Genomic DNA, 18,914 nt, shown 5'->3' on the forward strand with positions numbered 1-18,914 from the left:
GCGGTTTCGCTCCACGCTTCCTCCCCACACTCGGTCGCCCTCATGCAGTTGCGCTTCGCTTCGTTCGCTGTGGTCAGCTTACGGCGGGACTTTCACCCACAAGATTGCGCCCATGCTGGGCGCACCATAAAAAAGCCTGTCCGGCACGAGGCGGGACAGGCTTCTGGAAAACGGCGTCGACCGTTACTCGTGATATTGCGCCGACAATTCATGCACGGCACGCAGGAATGCACCGGCGTGTTCCGGATCGACTTCCGGCGTGATGCCATGGCCGAGGTTGAACACGTGGCCGCTGCCCTTGCCGTAGCTGGCCAGAATACGCCCGACTTCTGCGCGGATGGCTTCCGGTTTGGCGTAGAGTACGGTCGGGTCCATGTTGCCTTGCAGTGCGACCTTGTCGCCGACACGGGCGCGGGCGTTGCCGATGTCGCAGGTCCAGTCCAGACCCAATGCATCAGCACCGGCGTCGGCGATGCTTTCCAGCCACAGGCCACCGTTCTTGGTGAACAGGATCACCGGCACCTTGCGGCCTTCGTGCTCGCGGATCAGGCCGCTGACGATTTTCTTCATGTAGGCCAGGGAAAACTCCTGGTACGCCGCCGCCGACAGGTTGCCGCCCCAGGTGTCGAAAATCTGCACCGCTTGCGCACCGGCCATGATCTGGCCATTGAGGTAGCTGGTGACCGACTGCGCGAGTTTATCCAGCAGCAGGTGCATGGCTTGCGGGTTGTCGTAAAGCATGGCCTTGGTCTTGCGGAAGTCTTTCGACGAGCCGCCTTCGACCATGTAGGTCGCCAGGGTCCACGGGCTGCCGGAGAAACCGATCAGCGGCACGCGGCCGTTCAGTTCGCGGCGGATGGTGCTGACCGCGTCCATCACGTAGCCCAGGTCTTTCTGCGGATCAGGAATCGGCAGGGCTTCGATGTCGGCCAGGGTGCTGACGACTTTCTTGAAGCGCGGACCTTCGCCGGTTTCGAAATACAGGCCCTGGCCCATAGCATCGGGGATGGTCAGGATGTCGGAGAAGAGGATCGCCGCATCCAGCTGTGGATAGCGGTCGAGAGGCTGCATCGTGACTTCGCAAGCGAACGCCGGGTTCATGCACAGGCTCATGAAATCGCCAGCCTTGGCACGGCTGGCGCGGTATTCAGGCAGGTAGCGACCGGCCTGACGCATCATCCACACAGGGGTGACGTCTACGGGTTGCTTGAGCAGGGCGCGCAGGAAACGGTCGTTCTTCAGGGCAGTCATGTCGGCATCCGGAAAAAAAGTACGGGCATTTTCTCAGAGCCGGGCGCAAAAGGCACGGCAAGAGCGGAGGCTTTTGTCTATCGGGTCAATTTGTCGCAATGAAATACGAAGTTTAGCAACACCGCGAAACAACTGTGGGAGCGGGCTTGCTCGCGAATGCGGTGTGTCAGGCAACAAAACTGTCGACTGATACTCCCTCTTCGCGAGCAAGCCCGCTCCCACATTTTTACTGCATTCGGCTCAGGATCAGGGTTTAGACCCCCAGATAATCCAGAATCCCTTCCGCCGCATTACGGCCTTCGAAGATCGCCGTCACCACCAGGTCCGAACCGCGCACCATGTCGCCACCGGCGAAGATTTTCGGGTTGCTGGTCTGGTGCTTGTACTGACCTTGTTCCGGCGCCACCACGCGGCCCTGGCTGTCGGTCTGGATCTCGAACTGTTCGAACCACGGTGCCGGGCTTGGGCGGAAACCGAAAGCGATGACCACGGCGTCGGCCGGGATGATCTCTTCGGAGCCCGGGATCGGCTCGGGGCTGCGACGGCCACGGGCGTCCGGCTCGCCGAGACGGGTCTCGACCACCTTCACACCTTCGACCTTGTCTTCACCGACAATGGCGATCGGCTGGCGGTTGTAGAGGAATTTCACCCCTTCTTCCTTGGCGTTCTTCACCTCTTTGCGCGAGCCAGGCATGTTCGCTTCGTCACGACGATAGGCGCAGGTCACCGACTTGGCGCCCTGGCGGATCGAAGTACGGTTGCAGTCCATCGCCGTGTCGCCACCGCCGAGTACCACGACCTTCTTGCCTTTCATGTCGACGAAATCTGCCGGCGACTTTTCAAAGCCCAGGTTGCGGTTGACGTTGGCGATCAGGAAGTCCAGTGCGTCGTACACGCCCGGCAGGTCCTCACCGGCAAAACCGCCCTTCATGTAGGTGTAGGTGCCCATGCCCATGAATACCGCATCGTATTCTTCGAGCAGTTGCTCCATGGTCACGTCCTTGCCGACCTCGGCGTTGAGGCGGAACTCGATGCCCATGCCAGTGAAGACTTCGCGACGATTGCTCAGTACGGTCTTTTCCAGCTTGAACTCGGGGATGCCGAAGGTCAGCAGACCGCCGATTTCCGGGTTCTTGTCGAACACCACCGGGGTCACGCCGCCGCGCACCAGCACGTCGGCACAACCCAGGCCCGCAGGCCCGGCACCGATGATCGCGACGCGCTTGCCGGTCGGCTTGACCTTGGACATGTCCGGGCGCCAGCCCATGGCGAACGCGGTGTCAGTGATGTACTTCTCCACCGAACCGATGGTCACCGCGCCGAAGCCGTCGTTGAGGGTGCAGGCACCCTCGCACAGACGGTCCTGCGGGCACACCCGGCCGCAGACTTCCGGCAGGGTGTTGGTCTGGTGCGACAGCTCGGCGGCCTGGAGGATGTTGCCCTCGGCCACCAGCTTCAGCCAGTTGGGAATGAAGTTGTGCACCGGGCACTTCCATTCGCAATACGGGTTACCGCAACCCAGGCAGCGGTGGGCCTGGTCGGCCGACTGCTGGGGTTTGAACGGTTCGTAGATTTCCACGAACTCTTTCTTGCGTTGACGCAACAGTTTCTTCTTCGGATCCTTGCGCCCGACCTCGATGAACTGGAAGTCATTATTCAGACGTTCAGCCATTTTAAAACCTCATCAAACTCTTCAGGCGCATATCACTGCGGGTTGGCACGGGTGCTGGAAAGCAACGACTTCAGGTTGGCAGCCTTGGGCTTGACCAGCCAGAAACGACGCACGTAATCATCGAGGTTCTCGGCGAGTTCACGACCCCACTCGCTGTCGGTTTCCTCGACGTACTCGTTCAGCACGCGTTGCAGGTGGCTGCGGTAGGCTTCCATCGCCTCGCCGCTGATCCGCTGGATTTCCACCAGTTCGTGGTTGACCCGGTCAACGAAACTGTTGTCCTGGTCGAGCACGTAGGCGAAACCGCCAGTCATGCCAGAACCGAAGTTGTAACCGGTCTTGCCCAATACGCAGACGAAACCACCGGTCATGTACTCGCAGCAGTGATCGCCAGTGCCTTCCACGACGGTGTGGGCACCGGAGTTACGCACGGCGAAACGTTCGCCCGCGGTACCAGCGGCGAACAGCTTGCCGCCGGTGGCGCCGTACAGGCAGGTGTTGCCGATGATGGCACTGTCCTGAGTGCGGTAGACGCTGCCCTTCGGCGGAACGATCACCAGCTTGCCGCCGGTCATGCCCTTGCCGACGTAGTCGTTGGCGTCGCCTTCCAGGTACATGTTCAGGCCGCCGGCGTTCCACACGCCGAAGCTCTGCCCGGCCGTGCCTTTGAAGCGGAACGTGACCGGCGCGTTGGCCATGCCCTGGTTGCCATGCTTGCGCGCGATTTCGCCGGAGATCCGTGCGCCGATGGAACGGTCGCAGTTGCAGATATCCAAGGCGAATTCAGCGCCGCTCAGGTCGTTGATCGCCGAGGTGGCCATGTCGACCATTTTCTCGGCCAGCAGGCCCTTGTCGAACGGCGGGTTGCGTTCCACACCGCAGAACTGCGGTTTGTCCGCCGGCACGTGGTCGCTGCCCAGCAACGGGGTCAGGTCAAGGTGATGCTGCTTGGCGGTCTGGCCTTCGAGGACTTCCAGCAGATCGGTACGACCGATCAGCTCTTCGAGGGAGCGCACGCCCAGCTTGGCCAGCCACTCACGGGTTTCTTCGGCGACGTAGGTGAAGAAGTTCACCACCATGTCGACGGTACCGATGTAGTGATCCTTGCGCAGCTTCTCGTTCTGAGTCGCAACGCCGGTGGCGCAGTTGTTCAGGTGGCAGATGCGCAGGTATTTGCAGCCCAGGGCGATCATCGGCGCGGTGCCGAAGCCGAAGCTTTCAGCGCCGAGGATTGCCGCCTTGATCACGTCGAGGCCGGTTTTCAGGCCGCCGTCGGTCTGTACCCGGACTTTGCCGCGCAGGTCGTTACCACGCAGGGTCTGGTGGGTTTCGGCCAAGCCGAGTTCCCACGGAGCGCCCGCGTACTTGATCGAGGTCAGCGGCGATGCACCGGTGCCGCCGTCGTAGCCGGAGATGGTGATCAGGTCCGCGTAGGCCTTGGCCACACCAGCGGCGATGGTGCCGACGCCCGCTTCTGCTACCAGCTTCACCGAGACCAGTGCCTTCGGGTTGACTTGTTTCAGGTCGAAAATCAGCTGCGACAAGTCTTCGATCGAATAGATGTCGTGGTGCGGCGGTGGCGAAATCAGGGTCACGCCCGGTACTGCGTAACGCAGCTTGGCGATCAGACCGTTGACCTTGCCGCCTGGCAGCTGACCACCCTCGCCAGGCTTGGCGCCCTGGGCGACCTTGATCTGCAGCACTTCAGCGTTGACCAGGTATTCCGGGGTCACACCGAAACGGCCGGTGGCAACCTGCTTGATTTTCGAGCTCTTGATGGTGCCGTAGCGCGCCGGGTCTTCGCCGCCTTCACCGGAGTTGGAACGCGCACCGAGGCGGTTCATGGCTTCGGCCAGGGCTTCGTGAGCTTCCGGCGACAGGGCGCCCAGCGAGATACCGGCGGAGTCGAAGCGCTTGAGCACCGATTCCAGTGGTTCGATCTCGCTGATATCCAATGGAGTGTCGAGGGTTTTGACTTTCAGCAGGTCGCGGATCATCGACACCGGGCGGTTGTCCACCAGCGACGTGTATTCCTTGAACTTGCTGTAGTCGCCCTGCTGCACGGCGGCCTGCAGGGTGTTGACCACGTCCGGGTTGTACGCGTGATATTCGCCACCGTGGACGAACTTCAGCAATCCACCCTGCTGGATCGGCTTGCGCGGGCTCCAGGCTTCGGTGGCCAGGGCTTTCTGCTCGGCTTCGATGTCGACGAAACGCGCACCCTTGATACGGCTCGGCACGCCACGGAAGCTCAGGTTGCAGACTTCCTCGGACAGGCCGATGGCCTCGAACAACTGCGCACCACGGTACGAAGTGATGGTCGAGATGCCCATCTTCGACAGGATCTTCAGCAAGCCCTTGGTGATGCCTTTACGGTAGTTCTTGAACACCTCGTAGAGGTCGCCCAGCACTTCACCGGTACGGATCAGGTCGCCCAGCACTTCATAGGCCAGGAACGGGTAAACGGCAGAGGCGCCGAAACCGATCAACACGGCGAAGTGATGCGGATCGCGAGCGGTCGCGGTTTCCACCAGGATGTTGGAGTCGCAACGCAGGCCTTTCTCGGTCAGGCGGTGGTGCACCGCGCCGGTAGCCAGGGACGCGTGGATCGGCAACTTGCCCGGGGCGATATGACGGTCACTCAGCACAACCTGGGTACGACCGGCGCGCACGGCTTCTTCAGCCTGATCGGCAACGTTGCGGATCGCAGCTTCCAGGCCGACGCTCTCGTCGTAGTTCAGATCGATGATCGCGCGTTCGAAGCCCGGACGATCGAGGTTCATCAGCGAGCGCCACTTGGCCGGGGAAATGACCGGCGAGCTGAGGATCACGCGCGAAGCGTGTTCCGGCGACTCCTGGAAAATGTTGCGCTCGGCACCGAGGCAGATCTCCAGCGACATGACGATGGCTTCACGCAGCGGGTCGATCGGCGGGTTGGTCACCTGCGCGAACTGCTGGCGGAAATAGTCGTACGGCGTGCGCACGCGCTGGGACAGCACGGCCATCGGCGTATCGTCGCCCATCGAGCCCACGGCTTCGTAGCCTTGCTCGCCGAGCGGACGCAGCACCTGGTCGCGCTCTTCGAACGTGACCTGGTACATCTTCATGTATTGCTTGAGCTGATCGACGTCGTAGAACGCCGAACCGTGGTCGTTGTCTTCCATGGTCGCCTGGATGCGCAGTGCATTCTTGCGCAGCCATTGCTTGTATGGATGACGGGACTTCAGGCGGTTGTCGATCGCATCGGTGTCGAGGATCTGACCGGTTTCGGTGTCCACGGCGAAGATCTGGCCAGGTCCCACACGGCCCTTGGCGATCACGTCTTCAGGCTGGTAGTTCCAGACGCCGATTTCCGAGGCCAGGGTGATGAAGCCGTTCTTGGTGGTGACCCAACGCGCCGGACGCAGACCGTTACGGTCGAGCAGGCACACCGCGTAACGACCGTCGGTCATTACCACGCCGGCTGGGCCGTCCCACGGTTCCATGTGCATCGAGTTGTATTCGTAGAACGCACGCAGATCCGGATCCATGGTCTCGACGTTCTGCCACGCAGGCGGAATGATCATCCGCACGCCACGGAACAGGTCGATGCCACCGGTGACCATCAGCTCCAGCATGTTGTCCATGCTCGAGGAGTCGGAACCGACACGGTTGACCAGCGGGCCGAGTTCTTCCAGGTCCATCAAGTCATTGGTGAACTTGGTACGACGGGCCACGGCCCAGTTGCGGTTGCCGGTGATGGTGTTGATCTCGCCGTTGTGCGCCAGGAAGCGGAACGGTTGAGCCAGCGGCCATTTCGGCAGGGTGTTGGTGGAGAAGCGCTGGTGGAACACGCAAATCGAGGTTTGCAGGCGCTCATCGCTCAGGTCCGGATAGAAGGCGGTCAAGTCCGCCGGCATCATCAGGCCTTTGTAAATAATGGTCTTGTGGGAAAAGCTGCAGACGTAGTGGTCGGTGTCAGCGGCGTTGGCCACAGACGAGCGACGACGGGAGGTGAACAGCTTGACGGCCATGTCCTGATCGCTCAGGCCTTCACCGCCGATGAATACTTGCTCGATCTGCGGCAGGCGCTCAAGGGCCAGGCGGCCGAGGACGCTGGTGTCGATCGGCACTTTGCGCCAGCCAACCAGCTGCAGGCCGGCGGCCAGGATCTCGCGGTTCATGTTCTCGCGAGCGGCTTCGGCTTTGACTGGGTCCTGGTTGAAGAAGACCATGCCCACTGCATATTGCTTGGGCATTTCGACGCCGAACGTTTCCCGGGCGATGGCTCGCAGGAACACGTCCGGCTTTTGAATCAGCAGACCGCAACCGTCACCGGTCTTGCCGTCGGCATTAATCCCACCGCGGTGGGTCATGCAGGTCAGGGCCTCGATGGCCGTTTGCAAAAGGGTATGACTGGGCTCGCCCTGCATATGGGCTATCAGGCCGAAACCGCAGTTATCCTTGAATTCATCTGGTTGGTACAGACCTGCTTTCATAGACGCTTTCTCACCAGGCTGCCTCTTTTCGAGGCAAATTTCTTTTCAATTCAACCACTTGCCATCCACGCCGAACGTACGCCAGCTTTGCGGGAGCAAAAGGGAGGTCATTGTACACACCGACACTTGGCCCCACAAATTTGACGACGAAATGTCGCAAATCTATGTCGCATTTGTGAAAGGTTTAAAGCGATCTGCTGTGCTAGTCAAAACTTTTTTTAATTTTGACCGCTACGACTCAAAAGCTACTATGACGCAGACACCACAAGGCACGCAGCCCGGAAGGCGGCGCGCACTTGTAGAAATTTTGAGGTGCTTGGAGAGGCGGCCTGGGTAAGGCCGCCGAATCTTCAGCGAGTTGTTGCCAGTTCCTGTTGGACGCTGGCGACAGTGCGAGGCCAAGGTTTACCAGCCTGAACCTTCGCTGGCAAGGCCTTGATGGCAGTTACGGCTGCATCGCGACTGGCGAAGTTACCGTAGGTGATGACGTAAAGCGGCTTGCCGTTGAGGACTTTCTTGAAGTAACGGTACTCGCCGCCCTGCTCCTTGACGAAGTTTTGTGCGGACGCTTCGGAGCTGGTGCCAAGGATTTGCACCACGTAGTTGCCCGGTGCCTGACCGGCGTACCAGGTGCCGCCAGCAGCCTTGGCCGCCGGAGCCGGTTTCTCGGCAGGCTTGGCCGCCGCAGCAACGGCTGGCTTGGCTGGGGCTGGAGCAGGTTTGGCCACTGGAGCAGGCGCTGGCTTGGCGGTAGCGACCTGAGTCGGCGCAGGCGTTGGCTTGGCCGCTGGCGTCGGCGCAGGGCCGGCAGGAACGCCCACAGGCGGCGCAGTGGTGGTCACCGTCGGCGGTGTGGCGCTGGAGCCTTCGACCGGCACGCCGTCGTCGCCCTCGGTAATGCCACCCGCCGCTTCAGCCAGCGGACCGCGCATGACCGGTTGCGAGTTACCGACCAACGGCAATGGCATCGGCTGCGTGTTGCCGGCGAATTCGACGGCCGGAGCACCGCCATTTGCTGTTGGCTGCCCCTGACCAAGCGGTAATTGCGCCTGTTCGTTGGCCGGTGCACCTGTGGTCGGTGCCTTGTTGCGACCCGGCATCAACCAGGCGGCAGCTACCGCGACCACGACGACGGCGGAAATCGCCAATACGTGTTTCTTCGGCATATTGAACCCCATTTTTGGACGCTTCACCGCTGAGCGGCTGGCAATCATGGCTTCGATCATTGCATCGCGGGCAACCTGGTTGATGTTGCCAGGCCAACCGTCGGAGCTTTCGTGAATATCAGAGATCTGATCCGCGGTGAAAAGTTCGATCCCCCGACCCGCCCCCTCAAGCCGTTGATCCAGATATTCGCGAGTCTCTTCTTCGGTGTAGGGCTGCAACTCGATGACGTGAAAACGCTCTTCCTCAAGGTGCAAAGCATCAAGCTGAGCGATCAGCGACGACTCGCCGAACAGGAACACATGGGGCCGCCCTTCCGGCGCACCAGCAGCCAGGGCCATCAAGGCCTCGAGCGCAGATTCGTCGAGCTGCTCGGCATCATCCACCAGCAAATAGACTTCCTGACCGGTCAGCGCAAGCTGCACCACCTGACCCAGGATCGTGTCGATCTCGGCGTGGGCCACGTTCAGCGCCTGGGCGACCTGGCGCAGGATGCCCGCCGCATCACCGGCACCACGGGCGGAAACCACCACACTCTGTACCGATTGCTTATTGGTGCTGGCCACCAGGGCCTGGCGCAGCAGAGTCTTGCCACTGCCCTGAGGGCCAGTGACCACCAGCAACAACTGGCTATAACGCGCCAGGTGATGCAGTTGCCCCAGCACGGGTTTGCGCTGGGCCGGGAAAAATTTGAAGCCAGGCACCCGTGGAGCAAAAGGGTCATGACTCAACTGGTAATGGCCGAGGAAAGCCTCGTCGGCATGCAAACTAGTCATCGTGTTCTTATTAACCTTTAAGCTGGGCCAGGGCGCGGTAGTCTGCCCCCAGCGTGGCCTGTAGAACCTCTTTCGGATAATCGTCGGTCACCACCGCTTCGCCCATGTGGCGCAGCAGCACCAGGCGCAAACGACCGTCGATCACTTTTTTATCAATGGACATATGTTCGAGGAAATCGGCTTCTGTCATCTCTTCCGGCGGAATGACCGGCAGCCCCGCACGCTGGAACAGACGAATGCCGCGATCACGCTCCTGCTCGCTGATCCAGCCCAGTCGCGCGGACATTTCCAGCGCCATTATGGTGCCAGCAGCCACCGCCTCACCATGCAGCCATACACCATAGCCCATGTGGGTTTCGATGGCGTGGCCAAACGTGTGGCCCAGGTTCAATGTGGCACGAACGCCCGTCTCTTTTTCATCGGCACCGACCACCGCCGCCTTGGCTGCGCAGGAGCGTTCGATGGCATAGGTCAGGGCTTGCTGGTCCAGATTGCGCAGGCGGTCGACGTTGTCTTCGAGCCAGGTCAGGAACGGCTCATCGCAGATCAGCCCGTACTTGATGACTTCGGCCAGCCCGGCGGACAGTTCCCGCGCCGGCAGGGTATTGAGGCTGGCGGTATCGATCAGCACCACGTTCGGCTGATAGAAGGCGCCGACCATGTTCTTGCCCAGCGGATGGTTGATCCCCGTCTTGCCACCCACCGAGGAGTCGACCTGCGACAGCAGCGTGGTCGGAACCTGAATGAAATCGACGCCGCGCTGGTAGCAGGCGGCGGCAAAGCCGGCCATGTCACCGATCACACCGCCGCCAAGGGCGATCACCGTGGTGCGGCGGTCATGCCGGGCGGTCAGCAGACCATCGAAAATCAGTTGCAGGGTTTCCCAGGTCTTGAAGGCTTCACCGTCCGGCAGTACCACGGAAATCACCGAGAACTGCGCCAGGCTGCGGGTCAGACGCTCGAGATAGAGCGGCGCAACAGTCTCGTTGGAGATGATCGCTACTTGCCGTCCGCGAATGTGCGGGGCCAGCAGCTCAGGCTGATCCAACAAACCTTCGCCAATATGAATCGGGTAGCTGCGCTCGCCTAGATCGACCTTGAGTGTCTGCATGTGTCCCCACAGTGAAGATGGAATCAGGCGTTCTGCCTTGAGTTAACGAATATCCACGGCCTCTGCTGGTGTGACGCCGTTCCGTAGCCATCCGCCACAACCTTGAGCGGTCATGGCGGGACGCCGAGGATAGCGCATTTCGCGCGACGCTTTAACGGGGTGGCAACTGCTGCAAGCGCTCTAGAATGTCGAGTACGACCATTCGTGGCGGCCGCTCATCGGTTTCGACCACCAGGTCGGCAATTTCCCGATAAAGCGGATCGCGGATCGCCAACAGATCCCGAAGGGTCTTGGCCGGATCGGCGGTACGCAACAATGGCCGATTGCGGTCGCGGGACGTGCGGCCGACCTGCTGCTCGACCGACGCATGCAGATAAACCACCCGCCCACCGGCATGCAGTGCCCGCCGATTGGCTTCGCGCATGACCGCGCCCCCGCCTGTCGCCAGCACCACACCGTCGCAATCGCACAGCTCGGCAATCATTGCCTGCTCGCGATCACGAAAGCCCGGTTCGCCTTCTTTATCGAAGATCCAAGGGATATTGGCGCCCGTGCGCAATTCAATTTCCTTATCGGAATCTTTGAATGGCAGGCGCAGCTCTTTGGCCAGCAACCGGCCGATGGTGCTTTTTCCAGCACCCATCGGTCCAACAAGAATCAAATTTCGCACAGAATCAATGACTCACAGCAATCGCCTGATTATTCATGATACGCGGAGTGAGGAATACCAACAGCTCGGATTTTTTCTCCGAAACCACATCACGCCGGAAAAGGCGGCCAAGATACGGCACATCGCCAAGAAATGGCACCTTATCTACAACCTTGCTCTGAGTATTTGAGAAAACACCGCCAATGACGATGGTCTCGCCATCGTTGACCAGGACCTTGGCGTTAACTTCGTTTTTCTTGATGGGCGGTACATCCTGGACCTTGTTCAGGAAGTCCGGTTCGTCCTTGGTGACCTTGACCTCCATGATGATCCGGTTGTCGGGCGTGATCTGCGGCGTCACCTCCAGCGACAGCGAAGCCTCCTTGAACGACACCGAAGTCGCGCCGCTGGAACTGGCTTCCTGATAGGGAATCTCGGTGCCCTTGAGGATTTTCGCGGTTTCCTTGTCGGACGTGACCACCTTGGGTTGCGAGACGATTTCCCCGTTACCGGTTTTCTCCATCGCCGTCAGCTCCAGGTCCAGCAAGACGTTATCGGTGATGAACGCGATGCCGATTCCCGAGGTGTTGTTGGCTACGCCCATGTCGACGAACGGTGAGTTGGTGCTGGTACTGCCGGGCGTGCCAATGGTCGATGACCCATTGAGTCCATTGCTGACGCCGGAGGTGTTCCAGTTGCCCTTGTTCTGTATCGAACCGCCCCAGCGCACCCCGAGGCTTTTGTCATAGTCGACGTTGGCTTCGACAATGCGCGCCTCGATCATGACCTGACGCACCGGGATATCCAGTTGCGTGACGATCCTGCGCAGCTCATCAAGCCGGTCCTGGGTCTGGTAGGCAATGATGTTGTTGGTGCGCTCATCGACGGTGATCGACCCCCGTTCGTCGGGTTTCGCTTCGGCACTGGTCACCGACTGGAAAAGCTTGGCGATGTCCGCCGCCTTGGCGTAATTCACCTGCAACAATTCCCGACGCAACGGCGCCAGATCGGCAATCTGCTTCTGCGATTCCAGCTCCTGACGCTCACGGGCAGCAATTTCATCGGCCGGCGCAACAAGCAGGACATTACCGACCTTGCGCTTGTCCAGCCCCTTGGTTTTCAGCACCAGATCCAGCGCCTGATCCCACGGCACGCTCTGCAAACGCAGGGTAATTCCCCCCTGGACAGTGTCGCTGGCCACCAGATTGAGGTTGGTGAAATCGGCGATCAGTTGCAGCACCGAGCGCACATCGATGTCCTGGAAATTCAGCGAAAGCTTCTCGCCGCTGTAGGCTTGTTGCCTGGCATTGCGCTTTTGCAGCTCGTCGACCGTCGCCGGGCGAACGCTGACCGTGAGCTTATTGTCAGTCTGATAGGTCGAGTAATCGAACGTGCCACCGGGTTCAATGCTGATGGTGGCTCGATCGCCGCTCGCGCTGGCATTGACGAACTGCACTGGCGTGGCGAAATCCTTCACGTCCAGACGCACGCGTAATGGCTCGGGCAATCGGGTTTTGGCAAATCCGACGATGATCTTGCCCTCGCGCTCTTGTATGTCGGGCGCAATCGATGGATCCGACAAGTCGATCACCACGTTGCCTTCACCCTGGGTTCCCCGTTGGAAATCCACACCCCGAATGGCCTTGCCTGCCGTCGCGGCGGCTCGTGCCGGAACCGGCATTGCTGCGGCCGCCGGCCTGGATGTCGACGGTTTGACTCCCTGCCCGACAACTACCAGCAAATTGTTGCCTTCAATTCGCGAGTCGTACGGGGCCGGCCGGGTCAGGTTGATGATCAATCGCGTACGGTCCCCGGCCTCCACCACCGTTGCACTACGGGCATTTCCACTGCCGAGATCGCGAGTCTTGCTGGCCAGCTGACTGGCGACACCCGGTAAATCCAGGGCAATCCGAGCCGGCGACTCCGTCGTGTAGCCGCGGGGCACCGGGGGCGGCTCATCGAACGACAACTTCAACTCGACACGGTCACCCGGCAGCGCAGCGACATCCAGCGCCTTGAGATTGGCCGCTTGTACCATCGGCGACAACAACGCTATCCATAGCGAAAGGCCGACGGTGGAGAGAATCCTGTTCATTATTGGAGTTCCACTATGAGTGCTCTTTCAAAGGGATGGTCCGGGGACGCTCCAGCCACGCGCCCTGACCATCAGGGACAATTTCAACCACATCGACTTGCGAGCCGCTGATCGCAACGATCCGTCCGTCGTTACGCCCCAGGTAATCGCCGACTTTCAGCCGGTGCACCCCACCCGCCCCGCGCAGCAGGGCATAGGAGCCCGTTGCATTGGAAAGGGTGCCGACCATTTCAAACTGCTCGATGTTGAAGCCTTCGAGGTATTGCCTGACCCGCCCTGGGTCGGGTTTGACGTTACGCGAACCCCGCCGCTGGGCCGCCAGATCAGTGCTGATTTGTGGCGAAAACGGGCTGCGCAGATTCGCCGCGTTGTAAGTGAATGTCGGGTAAGACCGGAATACCGGCGTTGGTTCAATCCTGCCCGGCCCATGCAGGCGCATTTCGTTCATGTACGCGTCCAGATCGGTGTAGTCATCGCCTGCGCCACAACCGGACAGGGCAGACAGCAACACCACCACCGAAAAACAACGTGCCGGGCTCATTGATGCTGTCCCTTGTCGTTGTAGCGGTAGGTCTTGGCGAGGATGCTCAAGCGCAGTTTCGGACCACCCTCGGGGCTGACGGGGGCAAGGTCGAAATCGTGCAAGGTGACGATTCGCGGCAATCCGGCCACACCACTGACGAAGGTGGCCAGGTCGTGGTAATCCCCGGTGACCGTGATCTGGATCGGCAGTTCGATGTAGAACGGCTGGGCGACCTCCGGCAGCAACTTGATCTCTTCGAACTCCAGGCCACTGCCCAGGCCCGTACGCGTGATGTCTTCCAGCAAGCCGGGCACTTCGGTGTCGCCGGGCAGTTGCCGCAACAGCACGCCGAAGGCGTTCTCCATCTCCTTCAACTGCCGGGTGTAGAGATCCAGATTCGCCGCCATGCGGGCTTTGTCGGCGAACTGTTCCTTGAGTGTCGACTCTTCCTCGCGCTTGAGATCGAGCTGGCTCACAAGGTCGCGAGTGGAAAAGTTGTAGCCCAGGGCCAGCACCAGAAGCACGAGCAAACCAGCCACCAGAAACTTGATCGCCGGCGGCCAGGAACCCATGTTGCTGGTATCCAGGTCATTGATGTCGATCTTGCGCAGCCCTTCGAACCATTCGGACGGACTCATTTGCCCCCCTCCGGTGTTGCGGGCTGAGTCTGGCGAACGGTTAACCGGAAGACGTTGGCCTGCTCCACCTGGCCGACAGCTGTAGCCTTGACTTCGGTCAGGCTCGGCGCATCGAACCAGTCCGATGCCTCGAGATTGCGCATCAATTCTGAAACACGGTTGTTGGATTGCGCAGCGCCGGTGATGGACAAGGTCTTTGCGGTCATTTTCACTTCGGTGAAATACACGCCGTCAGGCAGTGCTCGCGCCAACTGGTCAAATATTCGCCCGCTGATTTGGCGATTGCCTTGCAGGTCCTGGATGATGCGCATGCGCTCGACCAGTTGCTGACGGCGCGCCTTGAGATCATTGATCTGTTTGATCCGCTCATCGACCACGGCGACTTGCTTGCCGATGTAATCGTTACGGGCGACTTGCCGGTCGATGGCGCCGCTGATGGCCTGGTTCGCGACCAGCACCGCGCCCATCGTGCCCACCATCACGGCCACCAGGACCAGCAGGAAGCGCTTGCGGCGGACTTCACGCCGCTCCTCGCGCCAAGGTAAAAGGTTGATCCGTGCCATCAGTCGAAGCTCCTGAGGGCCAGACCACAGGCGATCATCAGCGCCGGGGCATCACTCGCCAGGGCAGCACCATTGACCTTGCTGCCCAGAGTCATTTCGCAAAAAGGGTTCGCGACCTGGGTCGGCGTACCCAATTGCTGCTCGATCAAACCGTCCAGCCCCGGGATCGACGCGGTACCGCCGGCCAGCAGGACATGGTCGACGGCGCTGTATTGGCCTGAGGCAAAGAAGAATTGCAACGAGCGCGACACCTGCTGCACAAGTGCCTCTCGAAATGGCTGCAAGACCTCACCGGCATAGTCATCCGGCAGGCCGCCCTGCTTTTGCGCCAGCCCCGCCTGCTCCAGCGTCAGGCCATAGCGACGCTGGATTTCCTCGGTCAACTGCCGACCGCCGAACAGTTGTTCGCGGGTGTAGATAATCCGCCCGTTGTGCAGCACGCTCAGGGTGGTCATGGTGGCACCGATGTCCACCACTGCGACCGTCAAAGGCTCCCCGGAAACCGCGAGCCGGCTGGCCAGCAATTCGAATGAACGCTCCAGCGCGTAGGCCTCGATATCGACCACGCGGGCGGTCAACCCCGCCAGGGCCAGGACTGCCTCGCGGACTTCGACGTTTTCCTTGCGACAAGCGGCGAGCAGTACGTTGACGCGATCCGGATTGCGCACGGAGGTGCCCTGGACTTCAAAGTCGATCGCGACTTCGTCCAGGGGATAAGGAATGTACTGATCAGCCTCGATCTTCAGCTGGCTTTCCATCTCGTCCTCGGAAAGACCGGCATCCATCTCGATGGTCTTGGTGATCACCGCTGAGCCCGCCACGGCCACGGCCACGTTCTTTAGACCGGTTCTGGCCTTGGCCAGCGCGCGCGCGAGGGTCAGCCCCACGCCTTCGAGCTCGGCGATATTCTTTTCGATCACCGCGCCGACCGGCAACGGCTCGACCGCATAGGCCTCGACCCGAAAGCGCTCACCCTGACGGCTCAACTCCAGAAGTTTCACCGAGGTGGAGCTGATATCGATTCCCAAGAGCGTATTGGATTTTTTGTTGAAGAGTCCTGGCACTACCAATTCCCTATGACTTTCCGTGAGTTACGGACTCTGCAATATCCATTGCGTTCAATCCACCCGTCTTGACAGCAGCGCCAACCGCGCTCCCGATCAGAAAAATGCTTATAATGCCCAGCGTTTTTTTTCCGCATTTGCTCAAGCGCGGGTTGTTCTCATTTAGCCTGAACCCTGTTGCCCAATTCATTTTTACCCTGGATATCCAAAAGCCTTGATTCGTCTGCTGAAGTTTTTCGGTTGGTCCATCGTCGCGGTTTTCTGCGGACTCCTTCTGGGTCTGAGCGGGGCGTACCTTTACCTTAGTCCCGGACTACCGTCCGTGGAGGCGCTGAGAAGCATCCAGTTGCAGATCCCTTTGCGGGTCTACAGTAGCGATAACAAGTTGATTGCAGAGTTCGGCGAAATGCGCCGCACACCGATCCGTTTCGCCGACATTCCCCCCAATTTCATCAATGCGTTACTAAGTGCTGAAGACGACAATTTCGCCAACCACTACGGCGTCGATCCGAGCAGCCTGATGCGTGCCGCGACCCAGCTGATCAAAAGCGGACACATCCAGTCCGGCGGCAGCACGATCACCATGCAGGTGGCGAAGAACTTCTTCCTGAGCAGCGAACGCAGCTTCTCGCGCAAAACCACCGAAATCTTGCTGGCCCTGCAGATCGAACGTCAGCTGACCAAGGACGAGATCCTCGAGCTGTACGTCAACAAGATCTACCTGGGCAACCGCGCCTATGGCATCGAGGCGGCGGCGCAGGTCTATTACGGCAAATCGATCCGCGATGTCAGCCTGGCGCAGATGGCTATGATCGCCGGCCTGCCCAAGGCGCCGTCGCGTTTCAACCCGCTGGCCAACCCGGCGCGCAGCAAGGAGCGTCGTGACTGGATCCTTGGGCGCATGTACAAGCTCGGAAAAATCAGCGAGGCCGACTACACCACTGCGGTCAACGAGCCGCTGAACGCCAGCTATCACGTGCCGACCCCGGAAGTGAACGCCCCGTACATCGCCGAAATGGCCCGTGCCGAAATGGTCGGGCGTTATGGCAGCGACGCGTATACCGAAGGCTTTCGCGTCACCACCACGGTGCCGAGCGACCTCCAGGAACTGGCCAACACTGCGGTCCATGAAGGCCTGATGACCTATGATCAACGCCACGGCTATCGCGGGCCAGAGTCGCGGCTGCCGGGCAAGACTCGCGAAGCCTGGGCAACCGAGCTGACCAAACAACGCACCATCAGCGGCCTGGAACCGGCCATCGTGACCCAGGTCGACAAGAACGGCCTGCAAGTGCTGACCCGCACCGGCCAGGAACACGTGAGCTGGGACACCATGAAGTGGGCCCGGCCGTTCCTGAATACCAACAGCATGGGCGCCAACCCGAAACAACCATCGGACGTGACCCAGGTCGGCGATCTGATTCGCGTGCAGCGTCAGCCGGACAATTCGCTGAAGTTCAGCCAGATCCCGCAGGCCCAGGGCGCGCTGGTATCCCTGGACCCACAGAACGGTGCCATTCGTTCGCTGGTCGGCGGCTTCGCCTTCGAGCAGAGCAACTACAACCGCGCATTGCAGGCCAAGCGCCAGCCGGGTTCGAGCTTCAAACCGTTCGTCTACGCTGCCGCACTGGATAGCGGCTACACCGCCTCCAGCCTGGTGAACGACGCACCGATCGTGTTCGTCGACGAGTATCTGGACAAGGTCTGGCGTCCGAAGAACGACACCAACACCTTCCTCGGCCCGATCCGCCTGCGTGAAGCGCTGTACAAGTCGCGCAACCTGGTGTCGATCCGCCTGCTGCAAGCGATGGGCGTCGGCAAGACCATCGACTACATCACGCGCTTCGGCTTCAACAAACAGGACCTGCCACCCAACCTGTCCCTGGCACTGGGCACCGCGACCTTGACGCCAATGGAAATCGCCACCGGCTGGAGCACTTTCGCCAACGGCGGCTACAAGATCACCCCGTACATCATCGACAAGATCGAAAGCCGCAACGGTGACACGCTGTTCGTCGCCAATCCGCCGAGCGTGCCTCAGGGCGGTGCAGCCAGCGATGGCATTGCCGTGCCCGCCCCTCAAGCCTTCACGGTCAACGCAACGCCAGGCGAAGCCCCGGGCACTACGCAGGCGCCACAAGCACCCGCCGTGGCCGAACGCGTCGTTGACGGGCGCACCACGTACATCCTCAACAGCATGCTTGAGGACGTGATCAAGCTCGGCACCGGTCGCCGCGCGCTGGCCTTGGGCCGCCCTGACATTGCCGGCAAGACCGGTACGACCAACGAATCCAAGGACGCCTGGTTCTCCGGTTACAACGCCGATTATGTGACGACGGTGTGGACCGGTTTCGATCAACCGGAAAGCCTGGGCCGCAAGGAATTCGGCGGCACCGTCGCGCTGCCGATCTGGATGAACTACATGGGCGCCGCGCTCAAAGGCAAACCGCCGCATACGCAACCGGAGCCGGAAGGCATCCTCAGCCTGCGAGTCGATCCGATCAGCGGCCGCGCAGCCAGCCCGGGCACGCCAGGGGCCTACTTCGAATTGTTCAAGGTCGAAGATACGCCACCGTCGGGGAACGAACTGGGTAACGGCCTGGCACCTGGCAGCCCGCTGCCAGCGGATGAAGCGGCGCCGATCGATTTGTTCTGATCGCCGCAATACTGAAAAGCCCCGTCTTCGAAAGAAGTGCGGGGCTTTTTTTGCCTGCCGGTTTTGATGTTGTCTGGCCCGGCCTCTTCGGGGGCAAGCCCGCTCCCACAGTGCCCGCGTCGAACAAAAAATCTATGTACGCCACCGAACCTGTGGGAGCGGCGGTGCGACGATTCGACTTGCCCGCGAAGAGGCCCTGACAGGCGGCACAAAACTGTCAGGCACAAAAAAGCCCCGACTCTCACAAGCCGGGGCTTTTCGTTGAAGCGCTACA

At 60.6% G+C, this 18,914-nt stretch carries 12 protein-coding genes; 1 reads left to right on the forward strand and 11 read right to left on the reverse strand.

From position 1 onward, the window contains the following. Positions 1–183 precede the first annotated feature (183 nt). The 11 genes from hemE to KGA85_RS14950 all read right to left on the reverse strand — a co-directional run bounded on the left by hemE (position 184) and on the right by KGA85_RS14950 (position 15,984). Positions 184–1,251, reverse strand: a complete 1,068-nt coding sequence (gene hemE / locus KGA85_RS14900) for a uroporphyrinogen decarboxylase (protein ID WP_223457624.1) — start codon at positions 1,249–1,251, stop codon at positions 184–186. A gap of 253 nt (positions 1,252–1,504) precedes the next feature. Further along, positions 1,505–2,923, reverse strand: coding sequence for an FAD-dependent oxidoreductase (locus KGA85_RS14905; protein WP_223457622.1), 1,419 nt, complete (start codon positions 2,921–2,923; stop codon positions 1,505–1,507). 32 nt (positions 2,924–2,955) lie between these two features. Continuing rightward, a complete protein-coding gene (gene gltB / locus KGA85_RS14910) occupies positions 2,956–7,401 on the reverse strand; it encodes a glutamate synthase large subunit (protein WP_223457619.1) in 4,446 nt (1,481 codons plus the stop codon). A 350-nt stretch (positions 7,402–7,751) separates the two neighbouring features. Next, entirely contained in the window at positions 7,752–9,341 is a 1,590-nt protein-coding gene (locus KGA85_RS14915) for an AAA family ATPase (protein ID WP_223457617.1), read from the reverse strand. Between the two features lie 10 nt (positions 9,342–9,351). After that, positions 9,352–10,452: a 3-dehydroquinate synthase gene (gene aroB, locus KGA85_RS14920; RefSeq protein ID WP_223457615.1), complete on the reverse strand. Its 1,101-nt coding sequence runs from the start codon at positions 10,450–10,452 to the stop codon at positions 9,352–9,354. 151 nt (positions 10,453–10,603) lie between these two features. Next, a complete protein-coding gene (gene aroK / locus KGA85_RS14925) occupies positions 10,604–11,122 on the reverse strand; it encodes a shikimate kinase AroK (RefSeq protein ID WP_057712350.1) in 519 nt (172 codons plus the stop codon). A 4-nt stretch (positions 11,123–11,126) separates the two neighbouring features. After that, positions 11,127–13,196 (reverse strand): type IV pilus secretin PilQ, encoded by a 2,070-nt coding sequence (gene pilQ / locus KGA85_RS14930; RefSeq protein WP_223457613.1) that lies wholly within the window; start codon positions 13,194–13,196, stop codon positions 11,127–11,129. Between the two features lie 13 nt (positions 13,197–13,209). Next, positions 13,210–13,737 (reverse strand): pilus assembly protein PilP, encoded by a 528-nt coding sequence (locus tag KGA85_RS14935; protein WP_223457611.1) that lies wholly within the window; start codon positions 13,735–13,737, stop codon positions 13,210–13,212. Next, the gene (pilO, locus tag KGA85_RS14940; protein ID WP_223457609.1) at positions 13,734–14,357 is read right to left on the reverse strand and encodes a type 4a pilus biogenesis protein PilO; all 624 of its coding nucleotides are present in this window, start codon (positions 14,355–14,357) and stop codon (positions 13,734–13,736) included. Before pilO ends, KGA85_RS14935 begins: the two co-directional genes overlap by 4 nt. Further along, on the reverse strand, positions 14,354–14,920 hold the full coding sequence (locus KGA85_RS14945; RefSeq protein ID WP_223457601.1) for a PilN domain-containing protein: 567 nt from the start codon (positions 14,918–14,920) through the stop codon (positions 14,354–14,356). Before KGA85_RS14945 ends, pilO begins: the two co-directional genes overlap by 4 nt. After that, positions 14,920–15,984 carry a pilus assembly protein PilM gene (locus KGA85_RS14950; RefSeq protein WP_223457599.1) on the reverse strand — a complete coding sequence of 355 codons (1,065 nt, stop codon included), beginning with the start codon at positions 15,982–15,984 and terminating at the stop codon, positions 14,920–14,922. The genes KGA85_RS14945 and KGA85_RS14950 overlap by 1 nt, the downstream gene beginning before the upstream one ends. 217 nt (positions 15,985–16,201) lie before the next feature. On the opposite strand from KGA85_RS14950, the gene KGA85_RS14955 reads away from it, so the two are divergent. Continuing rightward, the gene (locus tag KGA85_RS14955; protein ID WP_411741623.1) at positions 16,202–18,640 is read left to right on the forward strand and encodes a penicillin-binding protein 1A; all 2,439 of its coding nucleotides are present in this window, start codon (positions 16,202–16,204) and stop codon (positions 18,638–18,640) included. The last annotated feature ends 274 nt before the right edge of the window (positions 18,641–18,914 follow it).

It is taken from the genome of Pseudomonas sp. GL-B-12, assembly GCF_019955895.1.
Classification (GTDB): domain Bacteria; phylum Pseudomonadota; class Gammaproteobacteria; order Pseudomonadales; family Pseudomonadaceae; genus Aquipseudomonas.

What these genes read in the sequence shown, in the direction of transcription:
- hemE (WP_223457624.1), bottom strand. Translation starts at nt 1,251, where the DNA reads ATGACTGCCCTGAAGAACGACCGTTTCCTGCGCGCCCTGCTCAAGCAA.
- KGA85_RS14905 (WP_223457622.1), bottom strand. Translation starts at nt 2,923, where the DNA reads ATGGCTGAACGTCTGAATAATGACTTCCAGTTCATCGAGGTCGGGCGC.
- gltB (WP_223457619.1), bottom strand. Translation starts at nt 7,401, where the DNA reads ATGAAAGCAGGTCTGTACCAACCAGATGAATTCAAGGATAACTGCGGT.
- KGA85_RS14915 (WP_223457617.1), bottom strand. Translation starts at nt 9,341, where the DNA reads ATGACTAGTTTGCATGCCGACGAGGCTTTCCTCGGCCATTACCAGTTG.
- aroB (WP_223457615.1), bottom strand. Translation starts at nt 10,452, where the DNA reads ATGCAGACACTCAAGGTCGATCTAGGCGAGCGCAGCTACCCGATTCAT.
- pilQ (WP_223457613.1), bottom strand. Translation starts at nt 13,196, where the DNA reads ATGAACAGGATTCTCTCCACCGTCGGCCTTTCGCTATGGATAGCGTTG.
- KGA85_RS14935 (WP_223457611.1), bottom strand. Translation starts at nt 13,737, where the DNA reads ATGAGCCCGGCACGTTGTTTTTCGGTGGTGGTGTTGCTGTCTGCCCTG.
- pilO (WP_223457609.1), bottom strand. Translation starts at nt 14,357, where the DNA reads ATGAGTCCGTCCGAATGGTTCGAAGGGCTGCGCAAGATCGACATCAAT.
- KGA85_RS14945 (WP_223457601.1), bottom strand. Translation starts at nt 14,920, where the DNA reads ATGGCACGGATCAACCTTTTACCTTGGCGCGAGGAGCGGCGTGAAGTC.